Raw genomic sequence first — 26,537 nt, 5'->3', positions numbered from 1 at the left:
ACGTGCCCACCCAAACAGCACTACAAATCCCACCAGCCGGCGGTCTGGGCCCGGCCTGCGGCGTGCGTTCCCAAGCCGCCCACCCCGCTGGCGGTCTGGGGCCCGGCACTACATGAAGCACAGCATACCCCTCCCCAGCCCTCCCCTTGCCTGCGGCAAAGGGAGGGAGCAATCAGGGGCCCAGCAGCTCAAAGCTCACCGCTTCGCCGCTCACCGACGAAGCGCATACCCACACATCGAACAGACCAGGCTCTGCTCGGTAGTCACCTTCCACGCCGGTGAAAGCGAGCTGCTGGCGGTCCAGACGGAACTCCACCTCCACCGATGCGCCTGCCGCTACAGCAACCTTCTGGAACGCCTTCAACTCGCGCACAGGGCGTACCCGGCTGGCGACGCGGTCGTGCACGTACAACTGCACCACTTCCTCACCCGCCACCGTACTGGTGTTGCGGACGTTGGTACGGATCACCAGCGCGCCATCCCAATCCAACTGCGGCGTGCTCAGGCGTGGCGTTTCATATTCAAAGCGCGCATAGCCGATGCCATGGCCGAATGCATACAGCGCCGTGTTCGGGAACTCGCGCCAGCGCGACTTGAACTCCGACATGGTTGGCAGCTCCGGGCGGCCGCTGCGCGGGTGACTGTAGAAGTACGGCTGCTGGCCCGAGGCATGCGGAAAGCTTACCGGCAGGCGCGCCGAGGGGCTGTAATCGCCGAACAGAATGTCCGCGACGGCATGGCCATTCTGCGTACCCAGATACCAAGTGACAGCGATGGCCTGTGCATCTCGCACCGCGCCTTGCAAGGCCAGCGCGCGACCATTGCGCAGCAACACCACCAGCGGCGTGCCGGTGGCGGCAACGGCTTCGGCCAACGCCTGCTGCGCAGGCGGCAAGGTGATCTCCACCCGCGATTGCGCTTCACCGCTATAGCGCTGCGGTTCGCCCACAGCCAGTACCACTACGTCGGCACGCTGTGCGGCGGCGACCGCGGCTTCGATGCCACCTTCCAGTGCTGCTTCCATGTCGCAACCGGCCACGATTTCCAGCGCGGCAGCGTCGCCAAGGGCAGCGCGAACGCCGCTTTCCAGCGTGACGTAGCGCGACTTGTCGCCAAACAAGGTCCAGCACCCTTCGATGTTGTCGCGGTCCTGCACGAAGGGGCCGATCAACGCAATCTTCTGGCCCTGCTTCTTCAACGGCAGCAGATCGCCCTCGTTCTTCAGCAGCACCACCGAGCGGCGCGCGGTGTCGCGTGCCAATGCATCGTGTTCGGCGATATGCGATTGATCGGCTTCGCGTGCCGGGTCCAGCGAACGGTAAGGATTATCGAACAGACCGATGGCATCCTTCAGACGCAGGATGCGGCGTACCGATTCGTCCAGCACCGCCATCGGCACTTCACCTGCGTGCACCAGACCTGCCAGATGCTGGTCGTAGAAACCGCTCTGCATGCTGAGGTCCAGCCCGGCCAGGAACGCCTTGCGGGTGGCATCCACTTCATCGGCGGCATAGCCGTGGGCGATCAGTTCCATGTCGGCGGTGTAGTCGGAAACCACCACGCCCTCGAACTTCCATTCCTTGCGCAGCAGATCAGTCAGCAGCGCGCGGTTGGCGCTGGCCGGCACGCCGTTGATGTCGTTGAAGGCACTCATCAGCGACAGCGCGCCGGCATCCAACGCCGCTTTGAATGGCGGCAGGTGCACATCGCGCAGGGTCTGCGGCGAGATATCCACCTGCGCGTATTCCATGCCTGCGGCAACCGCACCGTAGGCGGCGAAGTGCTTGGGCGTGGCAAGCAGCGAATCGGCGGCGGTCAGGTCATCGCCCTGGAAGCCACGCACGCGGGCAGAAGCGAACTCGCAGCCCAGCACCACGTCTTCGCCCGCCCCTTCGGCACCGCGTCCCCAGCGTTGGTCGCGGGCGATATCCACCGCCGGCGCATAGGTCCAGTGGATGCCGGCGGCAGTCGCTTCGATGGCGGTGGCGCGGGCAGTGCGGCAGGCCAGGTCCGGTTCGAAGCTGGCAGCTTCACCCAGCGGAATCGGGAAAACGGTACGCATGCCGTGGATCACGTCGGAGGCGAGGATGACCGGAATGCCCAGGCGGCTTTCTTCCAGCGCCACCTGCTGGATGCGCCGGCCCAGCTCGGCACCGACACCATTGAACAGCGAGCCGACCCGGCCGGAGCGCACCTGTTCCAGCACCTGCTCGGCATTGCGCACATTGGCCTCCGGGTTCACGTCCGGGGCGAACGGCCGGACCATGTCGGCAAATACGCTGAGCTGGCCGACCTTCTCGTCGACGGTCATGCGGGCGATCAGGGATTCAATGCGGTCGGGGGCCACCGGCAGTCCTTCATGTAAACGATTTCAAGCGGGTGATTCTAGCGCCACAAGCGTGAAGCGTTTACCGCATGGCTGCATCGGTAGTGCCGAGCCATGCTCGGCATTGCAGCTTTGGCCCCTCTCCCGCGCGCGGGAGAGGAGTTGGGGTGAGGGCAGCGTTTCGCGGGGAAAGCCCCTGCCGAGCATGGCTCGGCACTACAGAGCCCAGCTCCTGCTCAAAGCCCCTCTCCCGCAAGCGGGAGAGGGGTTGGGGTGAGGGCAGCGTTTCGCTGGGAAAGCCCCTGCCGAGCATGGCTCGGCACTACAGAGCCCAGCTTTTGCTCAAAGCCCCTCTCCCGCTTGCGGGGTGAGAAGGGCTGCTTGCGAACCAAAGGTTCGCAGCCATTCGAACGACCTTGCGCCAGCGCAAGGGCCGGGGCGCGGAGCGGGGGTTGGGGTGAGGGCAGCGTTTCGCTGGGAAAGCCCCTGCCGAGCATGGCTCGGCACTACAGTGCGTCAGCTGCGCTGCTCGCGGGCGGTCATCAGCATCGCATCGCTGGATTCCTGGAATACGTGCAAGCCGAACTCCGGCAGCATCGCCAGCAGGTGATCGAACATGTCCGACTGGATGGCCTCGTACTTGGCCCAGGCGGTCGAGGAAGTGAAGCAGTAGATCTCCAGCGGCAAGCCCTGCGGGGTCGGCGCCATCTGCCGCACCAGCAGGGTCATGTCCTGGTGGATGCCCGGGTTATGCCGCAGATACAGCTCCACATAAGCGCGGAACGTGCCCAGATTGGTCAGCCGACGCGAGTTGACCGGCTCCGGATGCGCCTGCGCCACCTGCGCATTCCACTGCTGTAGTTCCTGCTGCTTGCCCGCCAGATAATCATCCAACAGCGCGATCTGCCCCAACCGCTCCAATCCGCCCGCATCGAGGAAGCGCACGCTGTGCTGGTCCAGGTAGATCGAGCGTTTGATCCGGCGCCCGCCTGATTCCTGCATGCCACGCCAGTTCTTGAACGACTCGGTGACCAGCTTCTTGGTCGGAATGGTGGTAACGGTCTTGTCCCAGTTCTGCACGGTGACGGTGTGCAGCGCGATGTCGATCACATCGCCATCGGCGTTCTGGCTGGGCATCTCGATCCAGTCGCCGATGCGCACGCGGCCATCGCCGCTGATCTGCACGCTGGCCACCAGCGACAGGATGGTGTCCTGGAAGATCAGCATGAACACCGCCGTGGCCGCGCCCAGACCGGTGACCAGATGCAGCAGTTCCACGCCAACCAGGATCGCCACGATCGACAGGCCGGCAAACACGAACACCACGATCTTGATGACCTGCAGATAGCCCTTGATCGGCTTGTTGCGCGCATCGGCGCGGCGTTCATAGAAATCGTTGAAGGCATCCAGCGCGTGCGACACCGCCATCGCGATGGTCAGCACCGTCCACGCATGACACAGCGCCTTCAAACCCGTCACCAGACCCGGCGGCAGCTCCGGCACGATGCTCAAGCCAGCGGCAAGCACCACCGACGGCACGATGTTGGACAGCCGCGCGATCACCCGCAGCGGCTGCTTGGCGTTGTGATTGGGGCCGGAGAAGCGCTCGATCATCGAACGCAGGCCGCGCAGCAAAATGCGCTTGGTGAAGAAGTTGGCCAGCCATGCCACCAACAGCAGGCCCGCCAATACCACTGCCGGGTAGGCCATCGGATACGGCGCCAGCAGGTTCTCCAGCTGATCCAACCAACGAATTCCCATTACCGCCATCGCGCACTCTTCCTTTCAACTGTGTTGCAGAAACGCCCTGCCCGGCTGCAGAAATCCAGCGGACAGGAGAAAACCCAAGCCGCACACCGCGAAGGTGCGCAGCCTGATTGCAGCAGGTTCAAGCCTCGGCGCGGCTACGCTCGATGATCACGCCAACCGCACGCGCACCGCGCACCGCGCCGGGCTTGCTCAGCTTCAATCGCAGCCATTGCACGTTGAATTCGTCCAGCACGATCTGCGCGCAGCGCTCGGCCAGCGTTTCCACCAGGCCAAAATCAGAAGCGCGCACGAATTCCATCAGGCGCTTGCTGACGGCCTTGTAGTTCAGCGTGTCGACGATGTCGTCGCTGGCGGCGGGCTTGCGGTTGTCGAAGCCCATTTCAAGATCGAACACCAGGGTCTGGCGGATGCGCCGTTCCCAGTCGTAGATGCCGATCAGGGCGTCGATCTCGAGCCCTTCGATGAATACCTTGTCCATTGCATCTGTCGTATTGGATGAATACGACATGGTAACGGCAGCAGACTGAGCCTGCCGTGGACGGGCACGGCAGGCCTGCTTGTCAGCCCTGCAACGGCGGCAGCAAGGCCATGTCCCAACGCGGCGTCACCTTGATCTCGGCCGGGCCGTGCTGGCCGGCCTGCAGGCGCAGGGCACCGGCGAAGGCAATCATCGCGCCGTTGTCGGTGCACAGTGCCGGGCGCGGGAAGCAGACCCGGCCGCCGCGGCGCTGGGCATCGTCCTGCAGCTTGGCGCGCAGGCGCTTGTTGGCGCCAACACCACCGGCCACCACCAATACGTCGCAACCGGCCGCATCCAGCGCGCGGCCACACTTGATCACCAGCGTGTCGACCACCGCATCCTCGAAGCCGCGGGCGATGTCGGCGCGGGTCTGCTCGCTCTGGTCGCTGTCGCGCCAGGCCATCAGCACCTGGGTCTTCAAGCCGGAGAAACTGAAATCCAGCCCCGGCCGGTCGGTCATCGGCCGGGTGAACTTGTAGCGCCCCGGGGTACCGATCTCGGCCAGCGTGGCCAGCTGCGGGCCGCCCGGATACGGCAGGCCCATCATCTTGGCGGTCTTGTCGAAGGCCTCACCGGCGGCATCGTCGAGAGTCTCGCCGAGCAGGCGGTATTTGCCGATGGCGTCCACCGCGATCAGCTGGGTGTGGCCGCCCGAGACCAGCAAGGCCACGAACGGCGCTTCCGGCGGGTCGTCTTCCATCAGCGGGGCCAGCAGATGGCCTTCCATATGGTGTACGCCGATGGCGGGCACATCCAGGCCCCAGGCCAGCGAACGGGCCACACCGGCGCCGACCAGCAGCGCCCCGACCAGGCCGGGGCCGGCGGTATAGGCCACGCCCTCGATCTCGGAGATGGCGATGCCGGCCTCGTCCAGGGTCTGCCGGATCAGCGGCAAGGTCTTGCGCACGTGGTCGCGGCTGGCCAGTTCCGGCACCACGCCGCCGTATTCGGCGTGCAGCGCGATCTGGCTGTAGACGGCATGCGCACGCAGCGCTGCCGCCCCGGAAAGTGAGGTGTCGTAGACGGCTACGCCCGTCTCATCGCAGGATGATTCAATGCCGAGAACTTTCATAAGGCGTATTGTGGACCTCTCTGAGGCCCCCGCCAAATCCCGGGGGTTGCACGTCCGCGCAAAGGGACTATAATGCGCGGCTCACCGGGTGTGTCCCGGTTTTCTACAGAGTCCCCGGAGATTCCATGCCCAGCGTTAAAGTCCGCGAGAACGAGCCCTTTGAGTTTGCTCTTCGCCGCTTCAAGCGCACTTGCGAAAAGGCCGGTGTGCTGGCCGAAACCCGCAAGCGCGAGTTTTACGAAAAGCCGACCCAGGAACGCAAGCGCAAGGCTGCTGCAGCCGTGAAGCGCCAGCTGCGTCGTTCCTCGCGCGACGTCACCAAGCGTCAGCGCCTGTACTGATCGTACGCAACTCCTGAACGGGGGGCTCTGGCCTTCCGTACTGGGGTGAAAGCCGGCACGCGCAAGCGTAGCCGGCTTTTTGCGTTCCAGACGCCAGCAATGTTGACGTCTCCTCCCCGTATTCCCGACCCAAAGAGGTGCTCCATGAGCCTGAAGCAACAGCTGACCGAAGACATGAAGGCCGCCATGAAGAGCGGCGACAAGCACTCGCTGGGCGTGATCCGCCTGATCAATGCCGCCATCAAGCAGCGCGAAGTGGACGAGCGCATCGAGCTGACCGACGCCGACGTGATCGCCGTGCTGGACAAGATGGTCAAGCAGCGCAAGGACTCGGTCACCCAGTTCGAAGCCGCCAACCGTGAAGACCTGGCCGTGATCGAGCGCGACGAAATCGTCGTGATCGAGCGCTATGTGCCGGCCAAGATGGGCGAAGCCGAGATCCAGGCTGCGATTGACGCCGCCAAGGCCGAGACCGGCGCCAGCAGCGCTGCCGACATCGGCAAGCTGATGGGCGCGCTCAAGCCGAAGCTGGCTGGCCAGGCCGACATGGGCCTGGTGTCCAAGCTGGTCAAGCAGGCTCTGGCTGGCTGATTTCAGCTGCCAAGGTTGTGCGACAAGGCCCGCCACGTGCGGGCCTTGCTGTTTCTGCCCTTCCGCCATTTGTGGGAGCGGCATAAGCGGCGAAGCCGGCAACGCTGGAATCACCGACCGGCCTGCAATCTGATGAATCTGTGGCTTCGCGGCTGACGCCGCTCCTACATTTCCGTGCATTGCCGGGAAAGCCCCTGCCGAGCATGGCTCGGCACTACGGGTGTGTGCCGATTTGGCCGCCGAGGACCACCCCATTCACCCGCCCCGAAGACCGGCTTTGCTAGAACAGAGCCCTGCCTTCACGCGATCCATCTGATGCCTGCACCCCGCCCCACCCTGCATTCGCTCAAATCCCGGCTGGAGATGCTCCAGCAAAGCCTGCCGGCTGCCTTGGTGCGCCGCTTCGTCGAAACCGACGTGATGACCCAGGCGGCATCGCTGGCCTTCTACACCTTGCTGTCGCTGGCGCCCCTGCTGGTCCTGCTGCTGTGGCTGACCGCCTCACTGTACCCACCAGCGCAACAGACACTTATCGACCAGATCGGCTCGCTGGCCGGCCCCAGCGTGGCCGAGGTGGCACGCACGGTGATCACCAATGCCAGCGAGCAACCGGACCTGGGTTCGTTCGCCGGCATCTGGAGCCTGGTGCTGCTGTTCATCGGTGCCACGGTGGTGTTCGCCCAGCTGCAGGCGGCACTGAACCTGATCTTTCGTACCGATTCCAAGCGCTTCGAAGGCATCTTCGGCTGGTTGAAGAAGCGGGTGTTCTCGGCCGGCGTGGTGCTGGCGCTGGGCTTCCTGCTGATCGTGTCGATGGTGGCCACCACCGCGCTGCAGGTGATCTTCTCGCATCTGCCTTCCGCCCTGCCGGCGGTTGGGTACATCACCACCCTGCTGCTGTACGCACTGGGCTTTGCCTTCCTCTACCACTACCTGCCGGACCGGCCGGTGGACTGGCGACAGGCCTTCCTCGGCGGCGTGATCACCGCAGTGCTGTTCACTCTGGGCCGCTATGCAATCGGCCTGTACATCGCCAACGCCGCGCCGGGCAGCGCCTACGGCTCGATGGGAACGCTGGTGATCATGCTGGTGTGGATCTACTACGCCAGCGTCGTGTTCTTTGGTGGCGCGCTGATCACCGCGGTGATCGACGAGCGGGCGTATGCGCGGCGGAAGGTGGCGGCTGAGCCTGAGGTTGATGTTGGGGCTTTGGACTGACGGCAAGAGCAGAAGCAAAAAGCACCCCTCCCCAGCCCTCCCCTTCGCTACGCGAAAGGGAGGGACAGAAGCCACTCCCTCCCTTTGCCGAAGGCAAGGGGAGGGTTGGGGAGGGGTAGCTTCAGGCCTTTGACTGAAAACCATCAAGCCCAACAGCCAGCCAGCACCAGCCCAGCCTAGTACACTCCCCTTCCCCCCTTTCATCGCGCTCCGCCAACCGGCGGCGCTATCGATTTGCCGCATGGCCCGACTTCCCGACGCGTTCATTGACGACCTGCTGGCCCGCACCGACATCGTCGAAGTGGTGGGCTCACGTGTGCCGCTCAAGCGCCAGGGCAAGGAATACGCGTCGCGCTGCCCGTTCCATGACGAGCGCTCGGCTTCGTTCACGGTCTCGCCGACCAAGCAGTTCTATCACTGCTTCGGCTGTGGCGCGCATGGCACGGCGATCAGCTTCCTGATGAATTACGACCGCCTCGAGTTCCTCGATGCGGTGGATGAACTGGCCAAGCGCGTGGGCATGGAGATCCCGCGCGAAACCAATGCGCGCACGCCACAACAGCAGGACGACAGCCGCGACCAGTATTCGGCGCTGGATGCCGCCACCCGCTTCTTCCAGAAGCAGCTGGAGGGCAACGACAAGGCCCGCGCCTACCTCGATGGCCGTGGCGTCGATGCCGATACCCGCGCACGCTTCTCCATCGGCTATGCGCCGGATGGCTATAGCGCGCTGAAGGACGCGCTGGGCAAGGACGAGCGGCGCATGAAGCTGCTCGAACGCGTCGGCCTGTTCTCCAAGAACGACCGCGGCCACGTCTACGACAAGTTCCGCGACCGGGTGATGTTCCCGATCTTCGACCGCCGTGGCCGCGTCATCGCCTTCGGCGGCCGCGTGATGGAGAAGGACGACGGCCCCAAGTACCTCAACTCGCCGGAAACCGCACTGTTCCACAAGGGCCGCGAACTGTACGGCCTGTGGCAGGTACGTCAGGCCAACCAGAAGATCGAACGCCTGATCGTGGTTGAAGGCTATATGGACGTGGTCAGCCTGTTCCAGTTCGGCGTCACCCAGGCGGTGGCGACGCTGGGCACGGCGACCACGCCCGACCATGCCGAGCTGCTGTTCCGCAACGCACCGGATGTGTACTTCTGCTTCGACGGTGATGCCGCCGGTCGCCGCGCCGGTTGGCGCGCACTGGAGTCGGTGCTGCCGCGCATGAAGGATGGCCGCCAGGCCTTCTTCCTGTTCCTGCCAGATGGCGAGGACCCGGACACCATCGTGCGCAAGGAAGGTGCCGATGCCTTCGATGCGCGACTCAAGCAGGGCACGCCGCTGTCGCAGTTCTTCTTCGACGAGCTCAGCCGCGAGATCAACCTCGGCACGCTGGACGGCAAGGCACGTCTGGCCGAGCGCGCAAAACCAATGCTGGCGCAGATTCCCGATGGCGCTTTCGGCGACCTGATGAAGCAGGAGCTGGCGCGCCTGACCGGTATCGGCAGCCCTAGCGCCGCCGCAGCCCCTGCAGCGCGGCCACCAATGCGCAGCAACGCCGTGCCTGCGCAGAAGCGCAGCCTGGTGCGTGCGGCCATTGCCATCCTGTTGCAGCAGCCTTCGCTGGCGATGAGCCTGGAAGGTCACCACGCCATCGGCGGCCTGCGCCTGCCCGGCATCGAGCTGCTGGTCGAGTTGTTGAACCTGGTGCAGCAGCGCCCGGACATCAGCACCGGCGCCCTGCTCGAGCACTTCAACGAGCGCGAAGAACAGGCCGCATTGCACAAGCTGGCCGCGCAGGCCCTGCCCGGCGATGAAGCGATGTGGGCACAGGAACTGCAGGACGCCGTGCTGCAGCTGGAGAAGCAACTGCTGACCCAGCGTCTGGACGAACTGCAGGCCAAGCAACGCCAGCAAGGTCTGGACGACACCGACAAATACGAACTGCGCGAGCTGCTCAAGGCCCGCGCCAGCCTGCGTCTCTGACATCTGCAACGGAGCACTGCATGTACATCTATCGCCTGTCACTGCTCCTCTCACTGCTGCTCGCCGCCAACGCCTTCGCTGGCGATGCAACACTGCGTCAGCCGCGTCCCGATCTGATCACCGCCGGCCAGCCCAGCGCGCAGCAGCTGCGCGAGGCCGCTGCCAATGGCGTCACCACCGTCATCGATCTGCGTCGCGCCGATGAAGATCGCGGCTACGACGAGGCCGCCTTGGCCGAACAACTCGGCCTGCGCTATGTGCGCCTGCCGATCGCCGGTGCCGGCGACATCACCGTAGCCAATGCGCGCACGCTGGACCGACTGCTAAAGCAGGACGGCGGCAAGACCCTGCTGCATTGCGCCTCCTCCAACCGCGCTGGTGCACTGCTGTCGTTGATCGACGCACGTATCAATGGCGCGTCGGTGGACGACGCCCTCACGTTCGGCCGTGACGCCGGCATGACGTCACTCGAGCCCGCTGCACGCGCTGCGTTGGAAACACCCATACCCTGATCAGGAGGCATTGCCGACATGACCCGCTGGTGGTCGCGACTGCGACCGGACAACTTCACCCTCGCCCTGCTCGCCACTGTCGTCCTGGCCAGCGTGTTGCCGCTTACCGGCGCCGCCGCCAAGGGCTTCGACCACTTCACCGATATCGCCATCGCCGCGCTGTTCTTCCTGCACGGCGCGCGCCTGCCGCGTGAATCCATCGTCGCCGGGCTACTGCACTGGCGCCTGCATATCACCATCCTCGCCTGCACCTTCGTGCTGTTCCCGCTATTGGGATTGGCGATGAAGCCTCTGGCCGGCTGGGCGCTGACACCTGAGCTCTACATCGGCGTGCTGTTCCTGTGTGCCCTGCCCTCGACCGTACAGTCCTCGATTGCCTTCACTTCGATTGCCGGTGGCAACGTGCCTGCAGCCGTGTGTGCCGCTTCGCTGTCCAGCATCCTCGGCGTGTTCCTGACCCCGCTGCTGATGACCGTGTTGGCAGGTTCACAAGGCGGCATGGCCAACCCGCTGCATGCCGTCGGCGCGATCATGCTGCAGCTGCTGGTGCCATTCGTGCTCGGTCACCTGCTGCGGCCGTGGATTGGTGGCTGGATCGAGAAGCGCCGCGGCCTGCTGCGTTACACCGACCAGGGCACAGTGCTGCTGGTGGTGTATGCCGCCTTTGGTGAATCGGTGAGTGAAGGCCTGTGGAGCAAGACCCCGCCGCTGTCCTTGCTGGCTGCTGCGCTGGTTGCGATTGTGTTGTTGGCCATCGCCATGCCCGGCATCACCTGGCTGGCACGACGACTGGGTTTCAACCGCGCCGACCAGATCACCATCATGTTCTGCGGCTCCAAGAAGAGCCTGGCTACCGGCGTGCCGATCGCCAAGGTCCTGTTTGCTGGCGGCAGCCTAGGCGCGATTGTGCTGCCGATCATGATCTACCACCAGATCCAGCTGATCGTCTGCTCGATGGTGGCGCAGCGGTATGCGAAGCAGAATGCTGGAGCAACCCAGCAATAATCGACACCGAAGTTGGTAGTGCCGAGCCATGCTCGGCAGGGGCGTTGCCCGTGATCATGCAGGCCTGCGGTTGTTGTAGGAGCGGTGTGAGCCGCGAAGCCACCAATGCATCCAATAGCAGCGCGCACTGCAATCAAACATTCCGTGATTGCAGTTTCTCCCGCAACCGGAACGACCATCAGCTTCGCGGCTTACGCCGCTCCTACAAAAAAAAGGCCGGCGAATGCCGGCCTTTTCATTGCTCGATCACAACCAGGGCAATAGCCAGTGGTCGACCAGCAGGAAGGCGAACAGCGCCATCAGGTACACGATGGAATAGCCGAACATCTTCATGTTGAACATCTCGTCCGGCGGGTTCTGCATCTTCCATGCGTACCAGAGGAACACGATGTTCAACACCGTTGCCCCACCCAGGTAGAACATGCCACTCATGTCGATGGCCACCGGCAGCAGCGTCACCACCGCCAGCACCACCGAGTACGCCAGGATCTGCTTGCGCGTATGCGGCACGCCGTGGGTCACCGGCAGCATCGGGATCTCGGCCTTGGCGTAGTCAACGCGGCGGAAGATCGCCAGCGCCCAGAAGTGCGGCGGAGTCCAGATGAAGATGATCAGCACCAGCAACGAGGCGTAGGCCCAATCCGAGCTGCCCTGCATGCCGGTGATCGCCGCCCAGCCCAGCAGCGGCGGCGTTGCACCCGCCAAGCCACCGATGACGATGTTCTGCGAGGTCGCGCGCTTCAGGTAGACGGTGTAGATCACCGCATAACCAATCAGCGAGGCGAAGGTCAGCACCGCGGTGATCACGTTCACCCACAGCACCAGGATGGTCATCGACAGCGCGGTCAGCGCGCCGGCAAACACCAGCACCTGCCGCGGCGAGACCTTGCCGACCACCAGGGGCCGCCATGAGGTACGTGCCATCTGCGCGTCGATGCGCGCATCCAGCAGTTGGTTGATCGCCGCTGCGGCAGAGGCCGACAGCCAGATGCCAAGGAAGCCGAGCAGACCGGTCACCACCTGTGCGGTGGTTGGCAGGCCAGGAATGGCCAGGCACATGCCGACCAGGGCGGTGAACACAATCAGTGCCACCACCTTCGGCTTGGTCAGGTCCCAGTAATCACGCCATGTTGTACGCATCATTCACTCCGGGGCGCGCAGCCGCGCCAGCAGCGTGACCAATACAAACAACAGGGCAACCGCACCGCCGCTGTGCATCACCGCAACGGCCAACGGCAATGCCAGTTTGACGTTCAGCACGCCCAGCGTGACCTGCAACAGCACCAACGCGATCAGCATGCTCGCCCAGCCGCGCATGCCCGGCAGTCGGTACATGCGTACCGACAGCACCAGCAGATACAGCGCCACCAATACCGCGAACATGCGGTGCGCCATCTGGATGGCGATACGCGAGGCGCCATCGAGCACGCCGCCTTCGTAATCCACGCCGATGCCACGCCACAGGGTGAAGCCTTCGCTGTAATTCTGCTGCGGCCACCACTGGCTGACACAGCGCGGGAAGTTGTCCAGCGAGGCACTGCCACCGCCGCAGGCCAGTGCCGCGTAGTTGGCGCTGACCCAACCGCCAAGCGCGATCTGCAGCACGACCACGGCAACCGCACCGCGCAGCCACCAGCGCAGGCGAGGTTCCTCGGCCAGGGTGATCGGCAGGTGCGTGGCCTTCCACGCCATCCACACCAGCATGCCGAACATCAGCATGCCGCCGAGCAGGTGGCCCATCACCACGATCGGCTTGAGCAGCCAGGTGACCGTCCACATGCCGAGCAGGGCCTGGAACACCACCACCGCCAAGGTCAGTACGGCAGCACGCGCCAGATCGATGTTGGACCAGCGCAGCGCCGCCAGCAGCAGGATCGCTTCACCGCCGATGGCGAGCACGCTGGAGGCCACGTGTTCGCCGCGCATATACAAGGGAATTGCCAAGGCCACCAGCGCCGAGGCGGTGACGATCTGGGCAATGCCGCGCTTGCGCCGACGCGCTGCCAGCAATGCCAGCGTCAGCACTTCAACGCCGAGCAGACCGGCCAGGAAACGGTGTACCTGCTCGCGCCAGGCCTTGTGGGTTTCCAGCGGACGGATCTCGCTGGCCACGTGTTGGGCAGCTTCCATCTGCGTCTGCGGCCAGGTGACACGGCCATAGCAGGTGGGCCAATCCGGGCAGCTCAGGCCGGCATCGGACAGGCGCACGAACGAGCCGAACATGATCGTGCTCGCCGTCATGATCAGTGCGAACCACGCCAGTCGGTGGAAATTGCGGTACAGCGCCGGACGCGCGGAGGCATTCATCGAACGGAACTCACATCAGTTTCAACAGCTTGGACAGATCAGCCCGCAATCCACCCGGTTCAAAACCCGGCGCATAACGGAATACCACAAAGCCATTGGGATCAATCACATACACCGGGATTCCAGCCGGGTCATCAACCCCCGGCAGCTTGCCCCGGAACGCAGGCTGGGGCTGCAGCACCTTCAGTGCCGGCGTCGCAGCCACCTGTTCGGGCGGCGTACCCAGCCACAATATCTCGACATTATCCGCGTTATGCCCGAACAACTGCCACACCTTGTCCAATTGCTGCGACAAAGTGACGCAGGCAGGTGCACAGTCAGCCGGCGGTGCCAGCAGGATGCGCCAGTGGCGCTCGCCGGGGTTCCACTCGTAGGCCTGGCCATTGGCCAGATACAGCTGCTCGCTGCGCAGGTCCAGCGCTGGCTGCAGCAGCTCGCCGTGGTGGCGGTTGATCTGCGGTGTCCAACCGGAGAAGCGCAGGATGCCGGCCAGCGCCATCGAGCCGAAGAACATGGCGAAGATCAGCAGCAATACCCGGCGACCGCGGTTGCGGGTGGCGAGCTGGTCGGGGGTGAGTGCGTTCATGGCTGGGGTCTTTTCGAGCTGGCTATGGGGAGTGGCTGGGTGCGAAAGCGGGGGCTGTGACAGGGACTGGAACTGGAGCTGGAGCTGGAGCAAAGGCTGAAAGCACCCCTCCCCGGCCCTCCCCTTCACCTTCGGTGAAAGGGAGGGGGGAATTCAACGGCAAAGGCAGGAGCGACCGCGCGGCAATCTGCCCCCTCCCTTGCGCGCAGCGCAGGGGAGGGTTGGGGAGGGGGGCTTTGGCTTTGGCTTCGAGCGAGCTCCAACCTACCCCGCATTCCCAACTCCCGCCTTCCGCCGCTTCTTGAACTGCAACACCAGCGCAATCAACAACACCGCCAAAGCCATCGCGAACCACTGCACCGCATACCCAAGATGCCGCGAAGGCGGCAAGGTATTCGGCAACAGGTCCAGGTCACGCGCATAGCCCAGCGGCAAGGCCGGATCCAGTCGCAGCACCTTCGGCGCCAGCACGGCGCCGCCCAGGCCGAGCTGCGCGGCAATCGCCGGCAGGTCGATCCGCGTCGCCAACCAGGTCTGTGGTTGCTTGGCCGCAGTCAATGCCGGGCCCAAAGCGATGCCAGTTGCCGGCGCAGGTGCCCACAGGCCCTGCAGCGCTTGTGTGCCCTGTTCCGCGCGGATCAGCGGCAAGCTGCGGTCGGCGGGCAGCGGCAGCCAGCCGAGGTCGACCAGTACCACCACACCGTTGGCGGCGCGCGCAGGCTGGTAGACCTTGATGCCCGCTCTGCCTTCGCGCAGCTGGTTGTCCAGCAGCACGCTGCCGGGCAGGAACTGCAGCTGGTCCTCTACCCAATGCAGAGAGTCCGGCGTGGATGCCGCCTGGGCAAGCGTTATCGCCGCCGCGCGGGTCGGCGGCAACTGCGCAAGCAAGGCCTCTTTCTGCTGCATGCGCTGCAGCTGCCAAACGCCCAGCGCGCAGAACAACGCGGCCACCAGCACCGCCATCGCCCAGCCGAAGATCGCCGTGTGCTGTCGCGTCATGACAAGCTGCCGCCAAGCGGGTGATATAGCACTGCCCTTCCACCCTTCGAGCCACGCATGAATGATTCGTTGAAGACCTTGCTGGTAATCGCATTCTTGATCGTCATCGTCTGGAATCTTGGTGCCGGCCTCTATTACCTGATGATCGATCGCGGCCAGACCAAACGGACGGTCAATGCGTTGACGCGACGTATCGCGCTGTCAGTGGTGCTGATCCTGCTGGTTGCCCTGAGCATCTACATGGGCTGGATCAAGCCGCACGGTGTGGGCGGTTGAACATCGCAGCAGCCGCACTGCATTGCAGCGCAGCTGCCGGTACTTGTTACAGCACATAGACAAACAGGAACAGCATCAGCCACACCACGTCGACGAAGTGCCAGTACCACGCGGCCGCTTCAAAACCAAAGTGGTTGTCACGGGTGAAGTGGCCCTTGGCTGCGCGGAACCACATCACGATCAGCATGATGGTGCCCAGCAGCACGTGCGCGCCGTGGAAGCCGGTCAGCATGAAGAAGGTGGAACCGTAGATGCCCGATCCCAACGTGAGGTTCAATTCCTTGTAGGCGTGGATGTATTCCTCGGCCTGGAAGAACAGGAACACGCAGCCCAGCAGCACCGTGGCGCCCAGCCAGATCAGCAGCTGCTTGCGGTTGCCGGCCTTCAGCGCGTGATGGGCAATGGTCAGGGTCACGCCCGAGGTCAACAGGATCAGCGTATTGAGCAGTGGCAGGCCCCAGGCCGGAATGGTCTGGAAGGCGCCGCCGATATCGGCCGGGCCATTGGTCGGCCACGCTGCCGAGTAGCCATCCCACAGGTATTCGTTGGTGAGTACGCCATGGCCTTCACCACCGAGCCAGGGCAGGCCCATGTTGCGGGTGTAGAACAGCGCGCCGAAGAAAGCAGCGAAGAACATCACCTCGGAGAAGATGAACCAGATCATCCCCATCCGGAACGAGCCATCCACCTGCCGGTTGTAGTTGCCGCCCTCGGATTCGCGGATGACGTCACCGAACCACAAGAACAGGGTGAACACCATCATCGCCACGCCGATGAAGAAGGCCGCGCGGCCCCAGCTGGCGTCGTTGAGCCAACTGGCTACCCCGACCATCATCACCAGCATCGCGATCGATCCTACAAACGGCCATTTGCTGCTGCTTGGCACGAAGTAGACGTTGGGATCAGGGGTGTTATGGGCCATGGCGTTGCTTCCGGGTCCGTGATCAGGGAGCTGCATGCGCAGCGGCCGCGGCAGTTGCCGGGGCCAGCTGTTCGGTCAGCGCATCATTCTTGTAGAAGGTGTAGGACAAGGTGATCGTGTTGACGTCGGCCGGCAGGTCCGGGTCGACGATGAAACGTACCGGCATGTCGCGCTTCTCACCGGCCTGCAGGGTCTGCGCGGTGAAGCAGAAACATTCGGTCTTGTTGAAGTAACCCGAAGCACGCGCTGGCGCCACCGACGGCACCGCACTGCCAACCAGCGCGCGGTCGCTGTCATTGCGGGCGTAATACAGGGCTTCGTTCAACTCGCCCGGCACCACGTCCATCGTCAGCTTTTCCGGATGGAAGGCCCACGGCAGCTTGGAGTTCACGCCGCCATCGAACTCCACCCGCACGGTGCGCTTGCCGGTAGTCGCATGTGCATTGGCTTCATGCGTGGTAGCGCCACGCTCCAGGCGCACGCCGAATACTTTTTCGCAGGCGATGCGGTACAGCGGCACCAGCGAGAAGGTCAACACGAACACCGCAAACGCCACGCCGATCAGCCGGCCAAGGCCGGCATTGGGCTTGGGTGCGGGAGCCGGCGCGGTCAACTCGCCAGCACCCCGGACAGGATGAAGCCGACGTAGACCGCCACCGCGATCAGGCCGACCACCAGCGCGGTGCGCCGCGAACGGCGCCTGCGCAGGGCCAACTCTTCAGCCTGGAAATGGTCGTTGCTGCTCATTGCCGGCCTCCTCAATGGGTCACGTCGTCATGCGCCAGATCGCCCGGCTTGATCACCGGCGGCACGGTGAAGGTGTGCGCGGGCGCCGGTGACGGAATGGTCCACTCCAGGCCCTTGGCGCTTTCCCAGGCACGCGCTTCTGCACGCTTGCCGTTGCGCAGCGAGGACAGCAGGATCGCCGCCATCATGAACGGCGTGGCGAACATGCCGAATGCACCGATCGAGCTGATCAGGTTCCAGTCGGCGAACACCGGGTTGTAGTCAGGGATGCGTCGCGGCATGCCGGCCAGGCCGAGGAAGTGCTGCGGGAAGAACAGCAGGTTGACGAACACCATCGTCCACCAGAAATGGAACTTGCCCCAGAACTCGTTGTACATGCGACCGGTCCATTTCGGCCACCAGTAGTAGACCGCGGCAATCAGCGCCAATACCGCGCCGGTCACCAGCACGTAGTGGAAGTGCGCCACCACGAAATAGGTGTCGTGGTACTGGTAGTCGGCCGGCACGATGGCCAGCATCAGGCCGGAGAAACCGCCGATGGTGAACAGAATGACGAAGGCGATGGAGAACAGCATCGGCGTTTCAAACGTCAACGAGCCCTCCCACATCGTGCTGACCCAGTTGAACACCTTCACACCGGTCGGGATCGAGATCAGCATCGTGGCGAACATGAAGTAGATCTCACCACCCAACGGCATGCCCACCGTGAACATGTGGTGGGCCCACACGATGAACGACAGGAAGGCGATGGCGGCAGTCGCATAGACCATCGCCTGGTAACCGAACAGCGGCTTGCGGCTGAAGGTCGGCAGGATCTCGCTGACCACGCCGAATGCCGGCAGGATCATGATGTAGACCTCGGGGTGACCGAAGAACCAGAAGATGTGCTGGAACATAACCGGGTCACCGCCACCGGCGGCATTGAAGAAGCTGGTACCGAAGAACTTGTCGGTCAACAGCATGGTCACCGCGCCAGCCAGCACCGGCATCACCGCGATCAGCAGGAAGGCGGTGATCAGCCAGGTCCAGCAGAAGATCGGCATCTTCAGCAGGTCGATACCCGGTGCGCGCATGTTGAGCACGGTGGCGATGATGTTGATCGCGCCCATGATCGAGCTGACACCGGCCACGTGGATGGCGAACACGCTGAAGGCAACGTTGTAGCCACCCTGCAGCGACAGCGGCGGATACAGCGTCCAGCCGCCGGCCGGCGCACCACCGGGCAGGAACAAGGTCACCAGCAGCATGCCGAAGGCCACCGGCAGCAACCAGAACGACCAGTTGTTCATGCGCGGCAGCGCCATGTCGGGCGCGCCGATCTGCAGCGGGATCATCCAGTTGGCGAGGCCGACGAAGGCCGGCATCACGCCACCGAAGATCATCACCAGTGCATGCACGGTGGTCATCTGGTTGAAGAACTCGGGCTTGACGAACTGCAGGCCGGGTTGCGCCAGCTCCAAGCGGATCACCACGCTCATCGCCGCACCGATGATGAACATCGTGAAGCTGAAAAGCAGGTACAGCGTGCCGATGTCCTTGTGGTTGGTGGAGAAGAACCAGCGCTCGAAGAAGCCCTGTTGGTGGCCGTGGTGATCGGAGTGGTCCACTGCGGTATTCGCCATTGCAACTACACCTCGTTATGCGTTTTCAGGCATCGCGCCGGTGGCACCGGCACGCAGTGGTATCAGGCAGCGGCCGCCGCTGGTGCGGCGGGGGTTGCTTCCGGTTGCGTTGCTTGGGGCGCCGCGGCGGGTGCCGGTTCGGCGACAGGCGCAGGCACGACTTCTGCAGGCGCGGCAGGCGCCGGCTTGCGCGAGGCCAGCCAGGACTTGAACTCGTCCTTGGACACGGCCTTGACCACGATTGGCATGAAGCCGTGGTCCTTGCCGCACAGTTCCGCGCATTGGCCGCGGTACACGCCTTCGGTTTCGATGTTGGTCCAGCGCTCGTTGATGAAGCCCGGCACGGCGTCCTGCTTCCAGCCCAGCGCCGGTACCCACCACGCATGGATCACGTCGTCGGAGGTGATGACGAAACGCACCTTGGTATCCACCGGCAGCACCAGTGGGTTGTCCACGTCGAGCAGGTAGTGCGGATCGCTGGCCATGGTCGGCACGCTGCCGCTCTGCCGCACTTCGTCGGACTTGCGATCGAGGCGGCTGGTGAAGACCACGTCTTCACCGAGGTATTCGTACTTCCACATCCACTGATAGCCGGTGATCTTCACCGTCATCTCGGAATCGCGGGTGTCGTACATGGCGATCAGCTTGGCGGTGGCCGGCCAGGCCATCACCACCAGGATGACGATGGGAATGACGGTCCAGATGATCTCCGCCTTGGTGTTGTGGCTGAACTGCTTGGCCACCGCACCCTTGGACCTGCGGAACTTGAACATGGCGTAGGCCATCGCGCCGAACACCAGCACGCCGATGACGCTACACACCCACAACGCCACCATGTGTGCGTCCCACGCCATACGCGAGGTATGGGTGACGCCCTTGCCCATGTTGAGTTGCCATTCCTTGGGATCGGCTGATTGCGCCCATGCTGCCTGCGCCGACAGCATCATCGCTGCCGCTGCCAAACCGTGTTTCAACTTCGCGCCCCACACGCTGCTTTGCTTCATTGCCTAGACCCTTGACGTCATCGGTTGCTGCCATTGCTGGCTGCGAGCAAGCCTTCAAGTGTCACCGCAAGTTCCCGACGTTCCACGGGCGCGAGGAAACTCCCCACTTCCACCCACTTGCCGCTGGAAACCAGCAGGACCCGTTCCTTCCCGGTCACCACCCGCACCCAGTACGGGTGTGCGCGGAATACCGGCGAAACTCCGGCCGCGGGAATCACTTCCACGCAGTCCGGTCCTACCCGGATCTCTTCCCGGCGATTGCTGCTTCGCCAACATGCGCGCAGTGCAGCTGCCACCAGAAAGCCATGCAACAACGCGAAGACAGGGGCCAGGCGGTTGCCGGACAGCCAAGCCAGGCCGGCCGCGAACACCATCACTCCTGCCAACGCCGCAAACAACTGGACGAACTGCCGAGCACTGAGTGCCCGTGGGGGGTGCAGTAACAACTGCGTCCCTGAGCCATCGGAATCTTGCCGAAGCACCTGGATCATCGCAGCCGCGTCCATACCGCGGAAATCGAGTTCGATGGTAGCCCTGCCCACACACGCCCGGCAAGCTTCCATTCATCAACGTCGAGAATGCTGCAGTGCACATCAAAACTGTGCCCATATCGCCCAAGGCCGTCGATTTATTTGCCGGAATCAGCACAAATGAATCTGATCCGTTAATTATTGCGAAAGCGCCCACAGGCCAGCGCTTTTGCGCCGCAAACAGATGCTCTTAGGGGACTAGGAAATCCGCCACCGAAGATTAAAATGGCCGAATCCAACTGTGGCCGAGCGCATGAACGCAACACCTTCTCCTGATGTCGCATCCCCAACGTCGCCGGCCCCGCCGCTGCTGACACCTGAGCTGCCGCCGGCGCCGCCCGCGCTGCGCCAGGCCATCACCGATGCATGGCTCGAGGACGAAACCAGCCACGTCCGCGAACTGCTGGAGCAGGCGCGCCTGCCGGCCGCCGAACAGGCGCAGGTACAGGCCACTGCCGCCGACCTGGTGCGCCGCGTACGTGCCCGTTCCAAGAACCAGGGCGCGATCGAAGCCTTCATGCGCCAGTACGACCTCGGCAGCGAGGAAGGCGTGCTGCTGATGTGCGTGGCCGAAGCCCTGCTGCGCATTCCGGACCAGGAAACCGCCGACAAGCTGATCCGCGACAAGCTGGGCGAAGCCGACTGGAAGCGCCACATGGGCCAGTCCGATTCGGTGCTGGTCAATGCCTCCACGTGGGGCCTGATGCTGACCGGTCACCTGGTTGACCTGGCCGATGCCACCAAGCGCGACGTGCATGGTGCGTTCAAGCGTCTGATCGGCCGCGTTGGCGAGCCGGTGATCCGCCTGGCCGTGCGTCAGGCAATGAAGATCATGGGCCACCAGTTCGTCATGGGCCGCACCATCGACGAAGCGCTGTCGCGCTCGCACAAGGGCGACAACAGCAACTACCGCTATTCCTTCGACATGCTCGGCGAAGGCGCGCTGACCATGAAGGACGCGCTGCGCTACCTGGAAGATTACCGTCGCGCCATCCACGCCATCGGCAGCGACAACATCGCCCGCGGCGGCAAGGCCGATGGTGACGTCACCACCTCGCATGGCATCTCGATCAAGCTGTCGGCGCTGTACCCGCGCTACGAGCATGCCAAGCGCGAGCGCGTATTGAAGGATCTGGTGCCGGGCGTGCTGGAACTGGCGCAGCTGGCCAAGTCCTACGGCATCGGCTGCACCGTCGACGCCGAGGAAACCGATCGCCTGGAACTGTCGCTGGACATCATCGAGCGCGTGGTCAGCCATCCGTCGCTGAAGGGCTGGGCGGGCTTCGGCATCGTTGTGCAGTCCTACCAGAAGCGCACGCCGTACACGATTGATTACCTCGCTGACCTGGCCCGTCGCATCGGCCACAAGCTGCAGGTGCGTCTGGTCAAGGGCGCGTACTGGGATGCGGAAATCAAGCGTGCGCAGATCGAAGGCCTGCCCGCCTACCCGGTGTTCACCCGCAAGCAGAACACCGACGTGTCCTACATCGCCTGCGCCAAGCGTTTGTTTGGCCATAGCGACGCGATCTACCCGATGTTCGCCACCCACAACGCGGCCACCATCGCCACGATCAAGCAGATCGCCAAGGGCGGCGTGTACGAACACCAGAAGCTGCACGGCATGGGCGATGACCTGTATGCCGAGGTGATTCCGGCTGACCGTTTGAACGTGCCCTGCCGCGTGTACGCGCCGGTTGGCTCGCACGAAGACCTGCTGCCCTACCTGGTGCGTCGCCTGCTGGAAAACGGCGCCAACTCCAGCTTCGTCAACCGCATCACCGATGAAGACGTGTCGATCGACGACCTGATCCGCGATCCGGTCGAAGCCGTGTCTTCGTTCGCTTCCATCCCGCACCCCAAGATCCCGCTGCCGGTTGATTTGCTGCGCAGCCAGAACCACGACAGGACCAACTCCATGGGCATCAACCTCGCCAACGACAACGAACTGCGCGCCCTGGCCGAGCAGCTCAACGCCGCCATCAAGCCTTGGCAGGCGACGCCGCTGGTGCAGGGCGTGGCCGCGGGCACGCCGTCGCAGCCGGTGGTCAACCCGGCCGACAACCGCCAGGTCGTCGGTCACTGGCAGGCTGCCGATGCCGCCACCGTGCAGAAGGCGTTGGCCAATGCAGTAGCAGCACAGCCAGCCTGGAACCGCACCCCGGCCGCCAGCCGCGCCGCCATCCTCGAGCACGCCGCCGATCAGCTTGAATCGCGCATCGCCGAGTTCATGGCACTGTGCGTGAAGGAAGCCGGCAAGAGCCTGCCCGACGGCGTCGCCGAAGTGCGCGAAGCGGTCGACTTCCTGCGTTACTACGCCAAGCAGGCCCGCGAGCAGTTCGGCACCGCCGAGAAGCTGCCGAGCCCGACCGGCGAAAGCAACGAGCTGCAGCTGCACGGCCGTGGCGTCTTCGTCTGCATCAGCCCGTGGAACTTCCCGCTGGCGATCTTCCTCGGCCAGGTGGCCGCCGCCCTGGCCGCCGGCAACAGCGTCATCGCCAAGCCGGCCGAGCAGACCAACCTGATCGGCTACTACGCAGTGAAGCTGCTGCTGGACGCTGGCGTGCCGGAAGGCGTGCTGCAGTTCCTGCCGGGCGATGGCGCCACCGTCGGCGCCGCGCTGACCGCCGACCCGCGCGTGGCTGGCGTGGCCTTCACCGGCTCCACCGAGACCGCCCGCGCCATCAACCGCGCTATGGCCGCCCGCGATGCCGCCATCGGTGTGCTGATCGCCGAGACCGGTGGCCAGAACGCCTTCATCGCCGATTCCTCGGCGCTGCCGGAGCAGCTGGTCAAGGACGCCATCGGCTCGGCCTTCACCTCCGCCGGCCAGCGTTGCTCGGCAGCGCGCGTGCTGTTCGTACAGGACGACATCGCCGACAAGGTGATGGGCATGCTGTCCGGCGCGATGGCCGAACTGAAGGTCGCCGATCCGGGTGAACTGTCCACCGACGTCGGCCCGGTCATCGACGCCGACGCGCTGCAGATCCTCAAGGACCACGCCGTGCGCATGGACGCCGAAGCCCGCCTGATCGCTGCCGCACCGCTGTCCGAAGCCGCCGCACACGGCACCTTCTTCGCCCCGCGTGCGTATGAGCTGAAGGATCTGAATCAGCTGCACAAGGAGATCTTCGGACCGGTGCTGCACGTGATCCGCTGGAAGGCCGATCAGTTGGATGCGGTGATCGACCAGATCAACGCCACCGGCTACGGCCTGACCCTGGGCGTGCATTCACGCATCGACGAAACCGTTGATCGCATTGCAGCGCGCGTCAACGTCGGCAACGTCTACGTCAACCGCAACCAGATCGGCGCCGTGGTCGGTGTGCAGCCGTTCGGCGGCCAGGGCCTGTCCGGCACCGGCCCCAAGGCCGGCGGCCCGCACTACCTGCTGCGCTTCGCCACCGAGAAGACGGTAACGGTGAACACCACTGCAGCCGGCGGCAACGCCTCGCTTCTGACCCTCGGCGATTGATTCCAATCGTTCCGTGATTGAGAAAAGCCCCGCGCAAGCGGGGTTTTTCTTTGCCCTGCGAAAAGCCTACCCCTCCCCAGCCCTCCCCTTCGCTACGCGAAAGGGAGGGAGCGTAGTGCCGAGCCATGCTCGGCAGAGGCTTTCCCGGTAGTGCGACAGCCTTGTAGGAGCGGCGTCAGCCGCGAAGCAGATGGTCTATCTGACTGCAGCGGCATCGGTTATTTCATTGATGCCAGCTTCGCGGCTGACGCCGCTCCCACAAATGCATGGCTGCCATGCCGTGCAGCACACAAACAAAAAGCCCCGCTTGCGCGGGGCTTTCTGCATGCATCAATTACAGGTTCGATTAGAACTTGTAGTTGATCGAAGCAGCGAGGATGTCGCCGCCCACGTCGTACTTGCCCTTGACCACGTTGCCCGTAGCCGAGGTGACGTTGATGCTCGGCTCATTGGTGAACAGGTGGGTGTAACCGAAGTTGAACTCGGTCTTCTCCGACGGGGTCCAGCCGAGGCCAACCGACAGCCACTTGCGGGTCACGTCCGGCACGCGCACGTCGCGGTGCTCGATGCTGGTCGGCGACTCGTCATAGGCCACACCGCCACGCAGGGTGATGGTGTCGGACAGCTTGTACTCGGTACCGAGCGAGGCAAAGGTGGTGTCGTTGTAGTGGAAGCCCAGGGTGTTGTCCGGCTGGTTCGAGGCGAAGTCGACGGTGACTTCATCGAACGCGGTCTTCCAGGCGGTGCGCGACACGTCGCCCATCACGGTCCAGCGATCGTTGACGCGGTGGGTCACGCTCATCGAGAACGACGCCGGCAGGGTCACCGTGGCCTTGCCCGAAGTGTCCACGAACAGGCCGCTACCCGGCTGGCCGAGGGCAACCGAGACATTCTGCGGAACGGTGAAGTTGGCCTTGCCGCCGGTGATCTTGTGCTCGACCTTGGAGCGGTAGCTGAAGGCGATGTTGGTGTCTTCGGTGGGGCTCAAGGTGGTGCCAAGCACGTAACCGACGGCATTGTTGTCGCCTTCGATGGTGACGAAGCCATCGGCGCTGCCCGGGAAGAAGCCACCCGCTGCGGCGGCCTGGCCTGCTGCAGCGGCGGCGGCGGCGATCTGCGCCGGGGTGCGGCCAGCGGCAGCAGCAGCTGCGGCGGCACGCTGCTGGGCGGCACCGTTGACCACGGCGCCCATGTCCAGTGCGTTGGACAGTTCGATGGTCAGGTGCTCAACGAACACCGAGGCGCCGAACGACACGTACGGGTTGACGTCGTAAGAGAACGCCGCGCCCAGGTCGATGGCCTTCAGGTCGGTGGTCACGCCGCTGTAGCGGCCCACCCAGTTCTTGTCGTAATCGGTCTTGAAGCCGAACGGTGCAGTCAGCGACAGGCCGAAATGCATGTTGTCGTTCTCACCGAACGGCAGGTGGAAATACGCTGCCGGGACCGGCGCGATCATGCCGGCATCGCCGCCATTGCCGCCGGTGATGTTGGTGCCGGTGCCCGGGCCACCCGGGCCGGAGTTACGGCCAGAGGCTTTTTCGAAATCTGCCGAGAAGCTGATTGCGCTCAGGTCGGCCTGGAACTGGCGACCGTCGAGCAGGCGCATCGACGCCGGGTTGGTGGCGACAACCGAAGCGTCGTCCCATGCGCTGGTGGAACCAGCAAAAGCGCGGCCAAGGCCCTTGGCGCTGTTTTCCTTCAGCTGGAAGGCAGCAGCATCGGCGTGGCTGAAAGCCAGGGCGCCGGCAATACCGACGGCAAGGGCAGTTACACGAGCAATAGCAGAAGCGGTCATAGTGGAAGCTCTCTCCGTAAACGGTAATGGTCGTTTTGCGCCTGCACTCCCAAGTAGCAAGCTACTTGACAGTGCGCCGGAGTCCCCTCCCGACATACGACGCCGTATGCAGTATCACCCACGCTCGTTAACTAAACAATAACGACGTAAGACATATTCCCAGCCCTTCCCGGACGTTGCCGGGTTAGGCTTCCGCAGTCATGTTCGTCTCCATTCCTTCCAGAAATAAGTCAGGCCTGCGCTGGGCGGTGCCCTTGCTGTGCCTGACCCTGCTGGCCGCCTTCCTCTGGTCAATCTCACGGCCAGATGAGGCGCGACGCTCGCTGTGGTTGGACTGGGGTGCGCTGGCCACCGGCCTGGGCAGCGGCCACGACTGGTGGGCGGCATTGCGCGACGGCAGCGTATTAAGGCTGTTCACCGCGCTGTTCCTGCACGCCGACTGGTCGCACCTGCTGGGCAACCTGGTGTTCCTGCTGATCTTCGGCCTGCCGGCAGAACGCGTCCTGGGGCCGTGGCGCCTGCTGTTGCTGTTCCTGTTTGGCGGCGCCATCGCCAACCTGGCCGCGCTGTATGTGATCGGTTCGCCCGAACGCACCATCATCGGCGCCAGTGGCGCGGTATCGGCCCTGATGGGCACGTATCTGACCTTGTTCCCGCGCGCCAAGCTGGGCGTGGTGCTGCCACTGGGTTTGTTCCTGGAATTCGTGCGTGCGCCGGCGTTTCTGCTGATCGGCGTGTGGGCGGCCCTGCAGGTCGTCTTCGCCTACATCGGCCCCAGCTTCGGCATGGTGGCCTGGTCGGCGCATGTGGCCGGCTTTCTGTTTGGCGTGGCGTACGGGTTGTATGTGCGTGCCGCGATTGCCCGGCGCCTGCGCAAGCGTAAGGGGTTTTAGGTTTTTTGTAGGAGCGGCGTCAGCCGCGAAGCCCGCGATCCATCAGATCGC

Annotated in this window: 24 protein-coding genes; 9 read left to right on the top strand and 15 right to left on the bottom strand. The window is 64.1% G+C overall.

The window, feature by feature from the left end; all coding sequences use genetic code 11:
- Positions 1-172: 172 nt before the first annotated feature.
- The 4 genes from ACVOLS_RS04825 to tsaD form a co-directional block, all read right to left on the bottom strand.
- Positions 173-2,347: a glycoside hydrolase family 3 N-terminal domain-containing protein gene (locus ACVOLS_RS04825; RefSeq protein ID WP_481544688.1), complete on the bottom strand. Its 2,175-nt coding sequence runs from the start codon at positions 2,345-2,347 to the stop codon at positions 173-175.
- 495 nt (positions 2,348-2,842) lie between these two features.
- Entirely contained in the window at positions 2,843-4,096 is a 1,254-nt protein-coding gene (locus tag ACVOLS_RS04820; protein WP_481544687.1) for a mechanosensitive ion channel family protein, read from the bottom strand.
- 118 nt (positions 4,097-4,214) lie between these two features.
- The gene (gene folB / locus ACVOLS_RS04815; RefSeq protein ID WP_303749954.1) at positions 4,215-4,574 is read right to left on the bottom strand and encodes a dihydroneopterin aldolase; all 360 of its coding nucleotides are present in this window, start codon (positions 4,572-4,574) and stop codon (positions 4,215-4,217) included.
- Between the two features lie 82 nt (positions 4,575-4,656).
- Entirely contained in the window at positions 4,657-5,688 is a 1,032-nt protein-coding gene (gene tsaD, locus ACVOLS_RS04810; RefSeq protein WP_481544686.1) for a tRNA (adenosine(37)-N6)-threonylcarbamoyltransferase complex transferase subunit TsaD, read from the bottom strand.
- A gap of 125 nt (positions 5,689-5,813) precedes the next feature.
- Between tsaD and rpsU the strand changes: the two genes are divergently transcribed.
- The 6 genes from rpsU to ACVOLS_RS04780 all read left to right on the top strand — a co-directional run bounded on the left by rpsU (position 5,814) and on the right by ACVOLS_RS04780 (position 11,333).
- Positions 5,814-6,029: a 30S ribosomal protein S21 gene (gene rpsU, locus ACVOLS_RS04805; protein ID WP_002808376.1), complete on the top strand. Its 216-nt coding sequence runs from the start codon at positions 5,814-5,816 to the stop codon at positions 6,027-6,029.
- A gap of 144 nt (positions 6,030-6,173) precedes the next feature.
- A complete protein-coding gene (locus tag ACVOLS_RS04800; RefSeq protein ID WP_481544685.1) occupies positions 6,174-6,620 on the top strand; it encodes a GatB/YqeY domain-containing protein in 447 nt (148 codons plus the stop codon).
- Between the two features lie 315 nt (positions 6,621-6,935).
- Positions 6,936-7,838 carry a YihY/virulence factor BrkB family protein gene (locus ACVOLS_RS04795; RefSeq protein WP_481544684.1) on the top strand — a complete coding sequence of 301 codons (903 nt, stop codon included), beginning with the start codon at positions 6,936-6,938 and terminating at the stop codon, positions 7,836-7,838.
- 241 nt (positions 7,839-8,079) lie between these two features.
- Complete coding sequence (gene dnaG, locus ACVOLS_RS04790; RefSeq protein WP_481544683.1) at positions 8,080-9,816, top strand: DNA primase; 1,737 nt, start codon at positions 8,080-8,082, stop codon at positions 9,814-9,816.
- 20 nt (positions 9,817-9,836) lie between these two features.
- The gene (locus tag ACVOLS_RS04785; protein WP_481544682.1) at positions 9,837-10,328 is read left to right on the top strand and encodes a protein tyrosine phosphatase family protein; all 492 of its coding nucleotides are present in this window, start codon (positions 9,837-9,839) and stop codon (positions 10,326-10,328) included.
- Positions 10,329-10,346: 18 nt separating this feature from the next.
- A complete protein-coding gene (locus ACVOLS_RS04780; protein ID WP_481544681.1) occupies positions 10,347-11,333 on the top strand; it encodes a bile acid:sodium symporter family protein in 987 nt (328 codons plus the stop codon).
- A gap of 246 nt (positions 11,334-11,579) precedes the next feature.
- On the opposite strand, the gene cyoE is transcribed toward ACVOLS_RS04780, so the two are convergent.
- The 4 genes from cyoE to ACVOLS_RS04760 all read right to left on the bottom strand — a co-directional run bounded on the left by cyoE (position 11,580) and on the right by ACVOLS_RS04760 (position 15,225).
- Positions 11,580-12,473, bottom strand: coding sequence for a heme o synthase (gene cyoE, locus ACVOLS_RS04775; protein WP_296253347.1), 894 nt, complete (start codon positions 12,471-12,473; stop codon positions 11,580-11,582).
- Between the two features lie 3 nt (positions 12,474-12,476).
- Complete coding sequence (locus ACVOLS_RS04770; RefSeq protein WP_481544680.1) at positions 12,477-13,640, bottom strand: COX15/CtaA family protein; 1,164 nt, start codon at positions 13,638-13,640, stop codon at positions 12,477-12,479.
- 10 nt (positions 13,641-13,650) lie between these two features.
- Positions 13,651-14,226 carry a hypothetical protein gene (locus ACVOLS_RS04765; protein WP_481515035.1) on the bottom strand — a complete coding sequence of 192 codons (576 nt, stop codon included), beginning with the start codon at positions 14,224-14,226 and terminating at the stop codon, positions 13,651-13,653.
- A 264-nt stretch (positions 14,227-14,490) separates the two neighbouring features.
- A complete protein-coding gene (locus ACVOLS_RS04760) occupies positions 14,491-15,225 on the bottom strand; it encodes an SURF1 family protein (RefSeq protein ID WP_481544679.1) in 735 nt (244 codons plus the stop codon).
- Positions 15,226-15,282: 57 nt separating this feature from the next.
- Here ACVOLS_RS04760 and ACVOLS_RS04755 point away from each other — a divergent pair, with 57 nt between their 5' ends.
- Entirely contained in the window at positions 15,283-15,501 is a 219-nt protein-coding gene (locus tag ACVOLS_RS04755; protein WP_282268147.1) for a twin transmembrane helix small protein, read from the top strand.
- Positions 15,502-15,547: 46 nt separating this feature from the next.
- Here the strand turns inward: ACVOLS_RS04755 and ACVOLS_RS04750 are convergent, their stop codons facing one another.
- From ACVOLS_RS04750 to ACVOLS_RS04725, 6 genes are all read right to left on the bottom strand, one after another.
- Positions 15,548-16,423 carry a cytochrome c oxidase subunit 3 gene (locus ACVOLS_RS04750; protein ID WP_282268145.1) on the bottom strand — a complete coding sequence of 292 codons (876 nt, stop codon included), beginning with the start codon at positions 16,421-16,423 and terminating at the stop codon, positions 15,548-15,550.
- Positions 16,424-16,445: 22 nt separating this feature from the next.
- Positions 16,446-17,036 carry a cytochrome c oxidase assembly protein gene (locus ACVOLS_RS04745; RefSeq protein ID WP_303748538.1) on the bottom strand — a complete coding sequence of 197 codons (591 nt, stop codon included), beginning with the start codon at positions 17,034-17,036 and terminating at the stop codon, positions 16,446-16,448.
- A complete protein-coding gene (locus ACVOLS_RS04740; RefSeq protein ID WP_282268142.1) occupies positions 17,033-17,170 on the bottom strand; it encodes a hypothetical protein in 138 nt (45 codons plus the stop codon). Before ACVOLS_RS04740 ends, ACVOLS_RS04745 begins: the two co-directional genes overlap by 4 nt.
- Before the next feature lie 11 nt (positions 17,171-17,181).
- The gene (gene ctaD, locus ACVOLS_RS04735) at positions 17,182-18,792 is read right to left on the bottom strand and encodes a cytochrome c oxidase subunit I (RefSeq protein ID WP_282268140.1); all 1,611 of its coding nucleotides are present in this window, start codon (positions 18,790-18,792) and stop codon (positions 17,182-17,184) included.
- 62 nt (positions 18,793-18,854) lie between these two features.
- Positions 18,855-19,796: a cytochrome c oxidase subunit II gene (coxB, locus tag ACVOLS_RS04730; RefSeq protein ID WP_481544678.1), complete on the bottom strand. Its 942-nt coding sequence runs from the start codon at positions 19,794-19,796 to the stop codon at positions 18,855-18,857.
- A gap of 17 nt (positions 19,797-19,813) precedes the next feature.
- On the bottom strand, positions 19,814-20,287 hold the full coding sequence (locus ACVOLS_RS04725; protein ID WP_481544695.1) for a DUF2244 domain-containing protein: 474 nt from the start codon (positions 20,285-20,287) through the stop codon (positions 19,814-19,816).
- A gap of 292 nt (positions 20,288-20,579) precedes the next feature.
- Here ACVOLS_RS04725 and putA point away from each other — a divergent pair, with 292 nt between their 5' ends.
- The gene (gene putA / locus ACVOLS_RS04720) at positions 20,580-23,798 is read left to right on the top strand and encodes a bifunctional proline dehydrogenase/L-glutamate gamma-semialdehyde dehydrogenase PutA (protein ID WP_481544677.1); all 3,219 of its coding nucleotides are present in this window, start codon (positions 20,580-20,582) and stop codon (positions 23,796-23,798) included.
- A 346-nt stretch (positions 23,799-24,144) separates the two neighbouring features.
- Here putA and ACVOLS_RS04715 read toward each other — a convergent pair whose 3' ends face one another.
- Positions 24,145-25,593 carry an outer membrane protein transport protein gene (locus ACVOLS_RS04715; RefSeq protein ID WP_481544676.1) on the bottom strand — a complete coding sequence of 483 codons (1,449 nt, stop codon included), beginning with the start codon at positions 25,591-25,593 and terminating at the stop codon, positions 24,145-24,147.
- A gap of 200 nt (positions 25,594-25,793) precedes the next feature.
- Between ACVOLS_RS04715 and ACVOLS_RS04710 the strand changes: the two genes are divergently transcribed.
- Positions 25,794-26,486 (top strand): rhomboid family intramembrane serine protease, encoded by a 693-nt coding sequence (locus ACVOLS_RS04710; RefSeq protein WP_481510496.1) that lies wholly within the window; start codon positions 25,794-25,796, stop codon positions 26,484-26,486.
- The last annotated feature ends 51 nt before the right edge of the window (positions 26,487-26,537 follow it).

Source organism: Stenotrophomonas sp. STEN038 (assembly GCF_056759895.1).
This window is presented reverse-complemented; position numbering and strand designations above follow the sequence as displayed.

Bases quoted from the DNA above. Each gene is read 5' to 3' on its own strand.
- ACVOLS_RS04780 (WP_481544681.1), top strand. From the start codon at position 10,347: ATGACCCGCTGGTGGTCGCGACTGCGACCGGACAACTTCACCCTCGCC.
- ACVOLS_RS04765 (WP_481515035.1), bottom strand. From the start codon at position 14,226: ATGAACGCACTCACCCCCGACCAGCTCGCCACCCGCAACCGCGGTCGC.
- cyoE (WP_296253347.1), bottom strand. From the start codon at position 12,473: ATGCGTACAACATGGCGTGATTACTGGGACCTGACCAAGCCGAAGGTG.
- ACVOLS_RS04755 (WP_282268147.1), top strand. From the start codon at position 15,283: ATGAATGATTCGTTGAAGACCTTGCTGGTAATCGCATTCTTGATCGTC.
- ACVOLS_RS04770 (WP_481544680.1), bottom strand. From the start codon at position 13,640: ATGAATGCCTCCGCGCGTCCGGCGCTGTACCGCAATTTCCACCGACTG.
- rpsU (WP_002808376.1), top strand. From the start codon at position 5,814: ATGCCCAGCGTTAAAGTCCGCGAGAACGAGCCCTTTGAGTTTGCTCTT.
- folB (WP_303749954.1), bottom strand. From the start codon at position 4,574: ATGGACAAGGTATTCATCGAAGGGCTCGAGATCGACGCCCTGATCGGC.
- coxB (WP_481544678.1), bottom strand. From the start codon at position 19,796: ATGAAGCAAAGCAGCGTGTGGGGCGCGAAGTTGAAACACGGTTTGGCA.
- dnaG (WP_481544683.1), top strand. From the start codon at position 8,080: ATGGCCCGACTTCCCGACGCGTTCATTGACGACCTGCTGGCCCGCACC.
- ACVOLS_RS04750 (WP_282268145.1), bottom strand. From the start codon at position 16,423: ATGGCCCATAACACCCCTGATCCCAACGTCTACTTCGTGCCAAGCAGC.
- ACVOLS_RS04760 (WP_481544679.1), bottom strand. From the start codon at position 15,225: ATGACGCGACAGCACACGGCGATCTTCGGCTGGGCGATGGCGGTGCTG.
- ACVOLS_RS04785 (WP_481544682.1), top strand. From the start codon at position 9,837: ATGTACATCTATCGCCTGTCACTGCTCCTCTCACTGCTGCTCGCCGCC.
- ACVOLS_RS04800 (WP_481544685.1), top strand. From the start codon at position 6,174: ATGAGCCTGAAGCAACAGCTGACCGAAGACATGAAGGCCGCCATGAAG.
- ACVOLS_RS04710 (WP_481510496.1), top strand. From the start codon at position 25,794: ATGTTCGTCTCCATTCCTTCCAGAAATAAGTCAGGCCTGCGCTGGGCG.
- putA (WP_481544677.1), top strand. From the start codon at position 20,580: ATGAACGCAACACCTTCTCCTGATGTCGCATCCCCAACGTCGCCGGCC.
- ACVOLS_RS04795 (WP_481544684.1), top strand. From the start codon at position 6,936: ATGCCTGCACCCCGCCCCACCCTGCATTCGCTCAAATCCCGGCTGGAG.
- ACVOLS_RS04740 (WP_282268142.1), bottom strand. From the start codon at position 17,170: ATGAGCAGCAACGACCATTTCCAGGCTGAAGAGTTGGCCCTGCGCAGG.
- ACVOLS_RS04715 (WP_481544676.1), bottom strand. From the start codon at position 25,593: ATGACCGCTTCTGCTATTGCTCGTGTAACTGCCCTTGCCGTCGGTATT.
- ACVOLS_RS04725 (WP_481544695.1), bottom strand. From the start codon at position 20,287: ATGATCCAGGTGCTTCGGCAAGATTCCGATGGCTCAGGGACGCAGTTG.
- ctaD (WP_282268140.1), bottom strand. From the start codon at position 18,792: ATGGCGAATACCGCAGTGGACCACTCCGATCACCACGGCCACCAACAG.
- ACVOLS_RS04820 (WP_481544687.1), bottom strand. From the start codon at position 4,096: ATGGCGGTAATGGGAATTCGTTGGTTGGATCAGCTGGAGAACCTGCTG.
- tsaD (WP_481544686.1), bottom strand. From the start codon at position 5,688: ATGAAAGTTCTCGGCATTGAATCATCCTGCGATGAGACGGGCGTAGCC.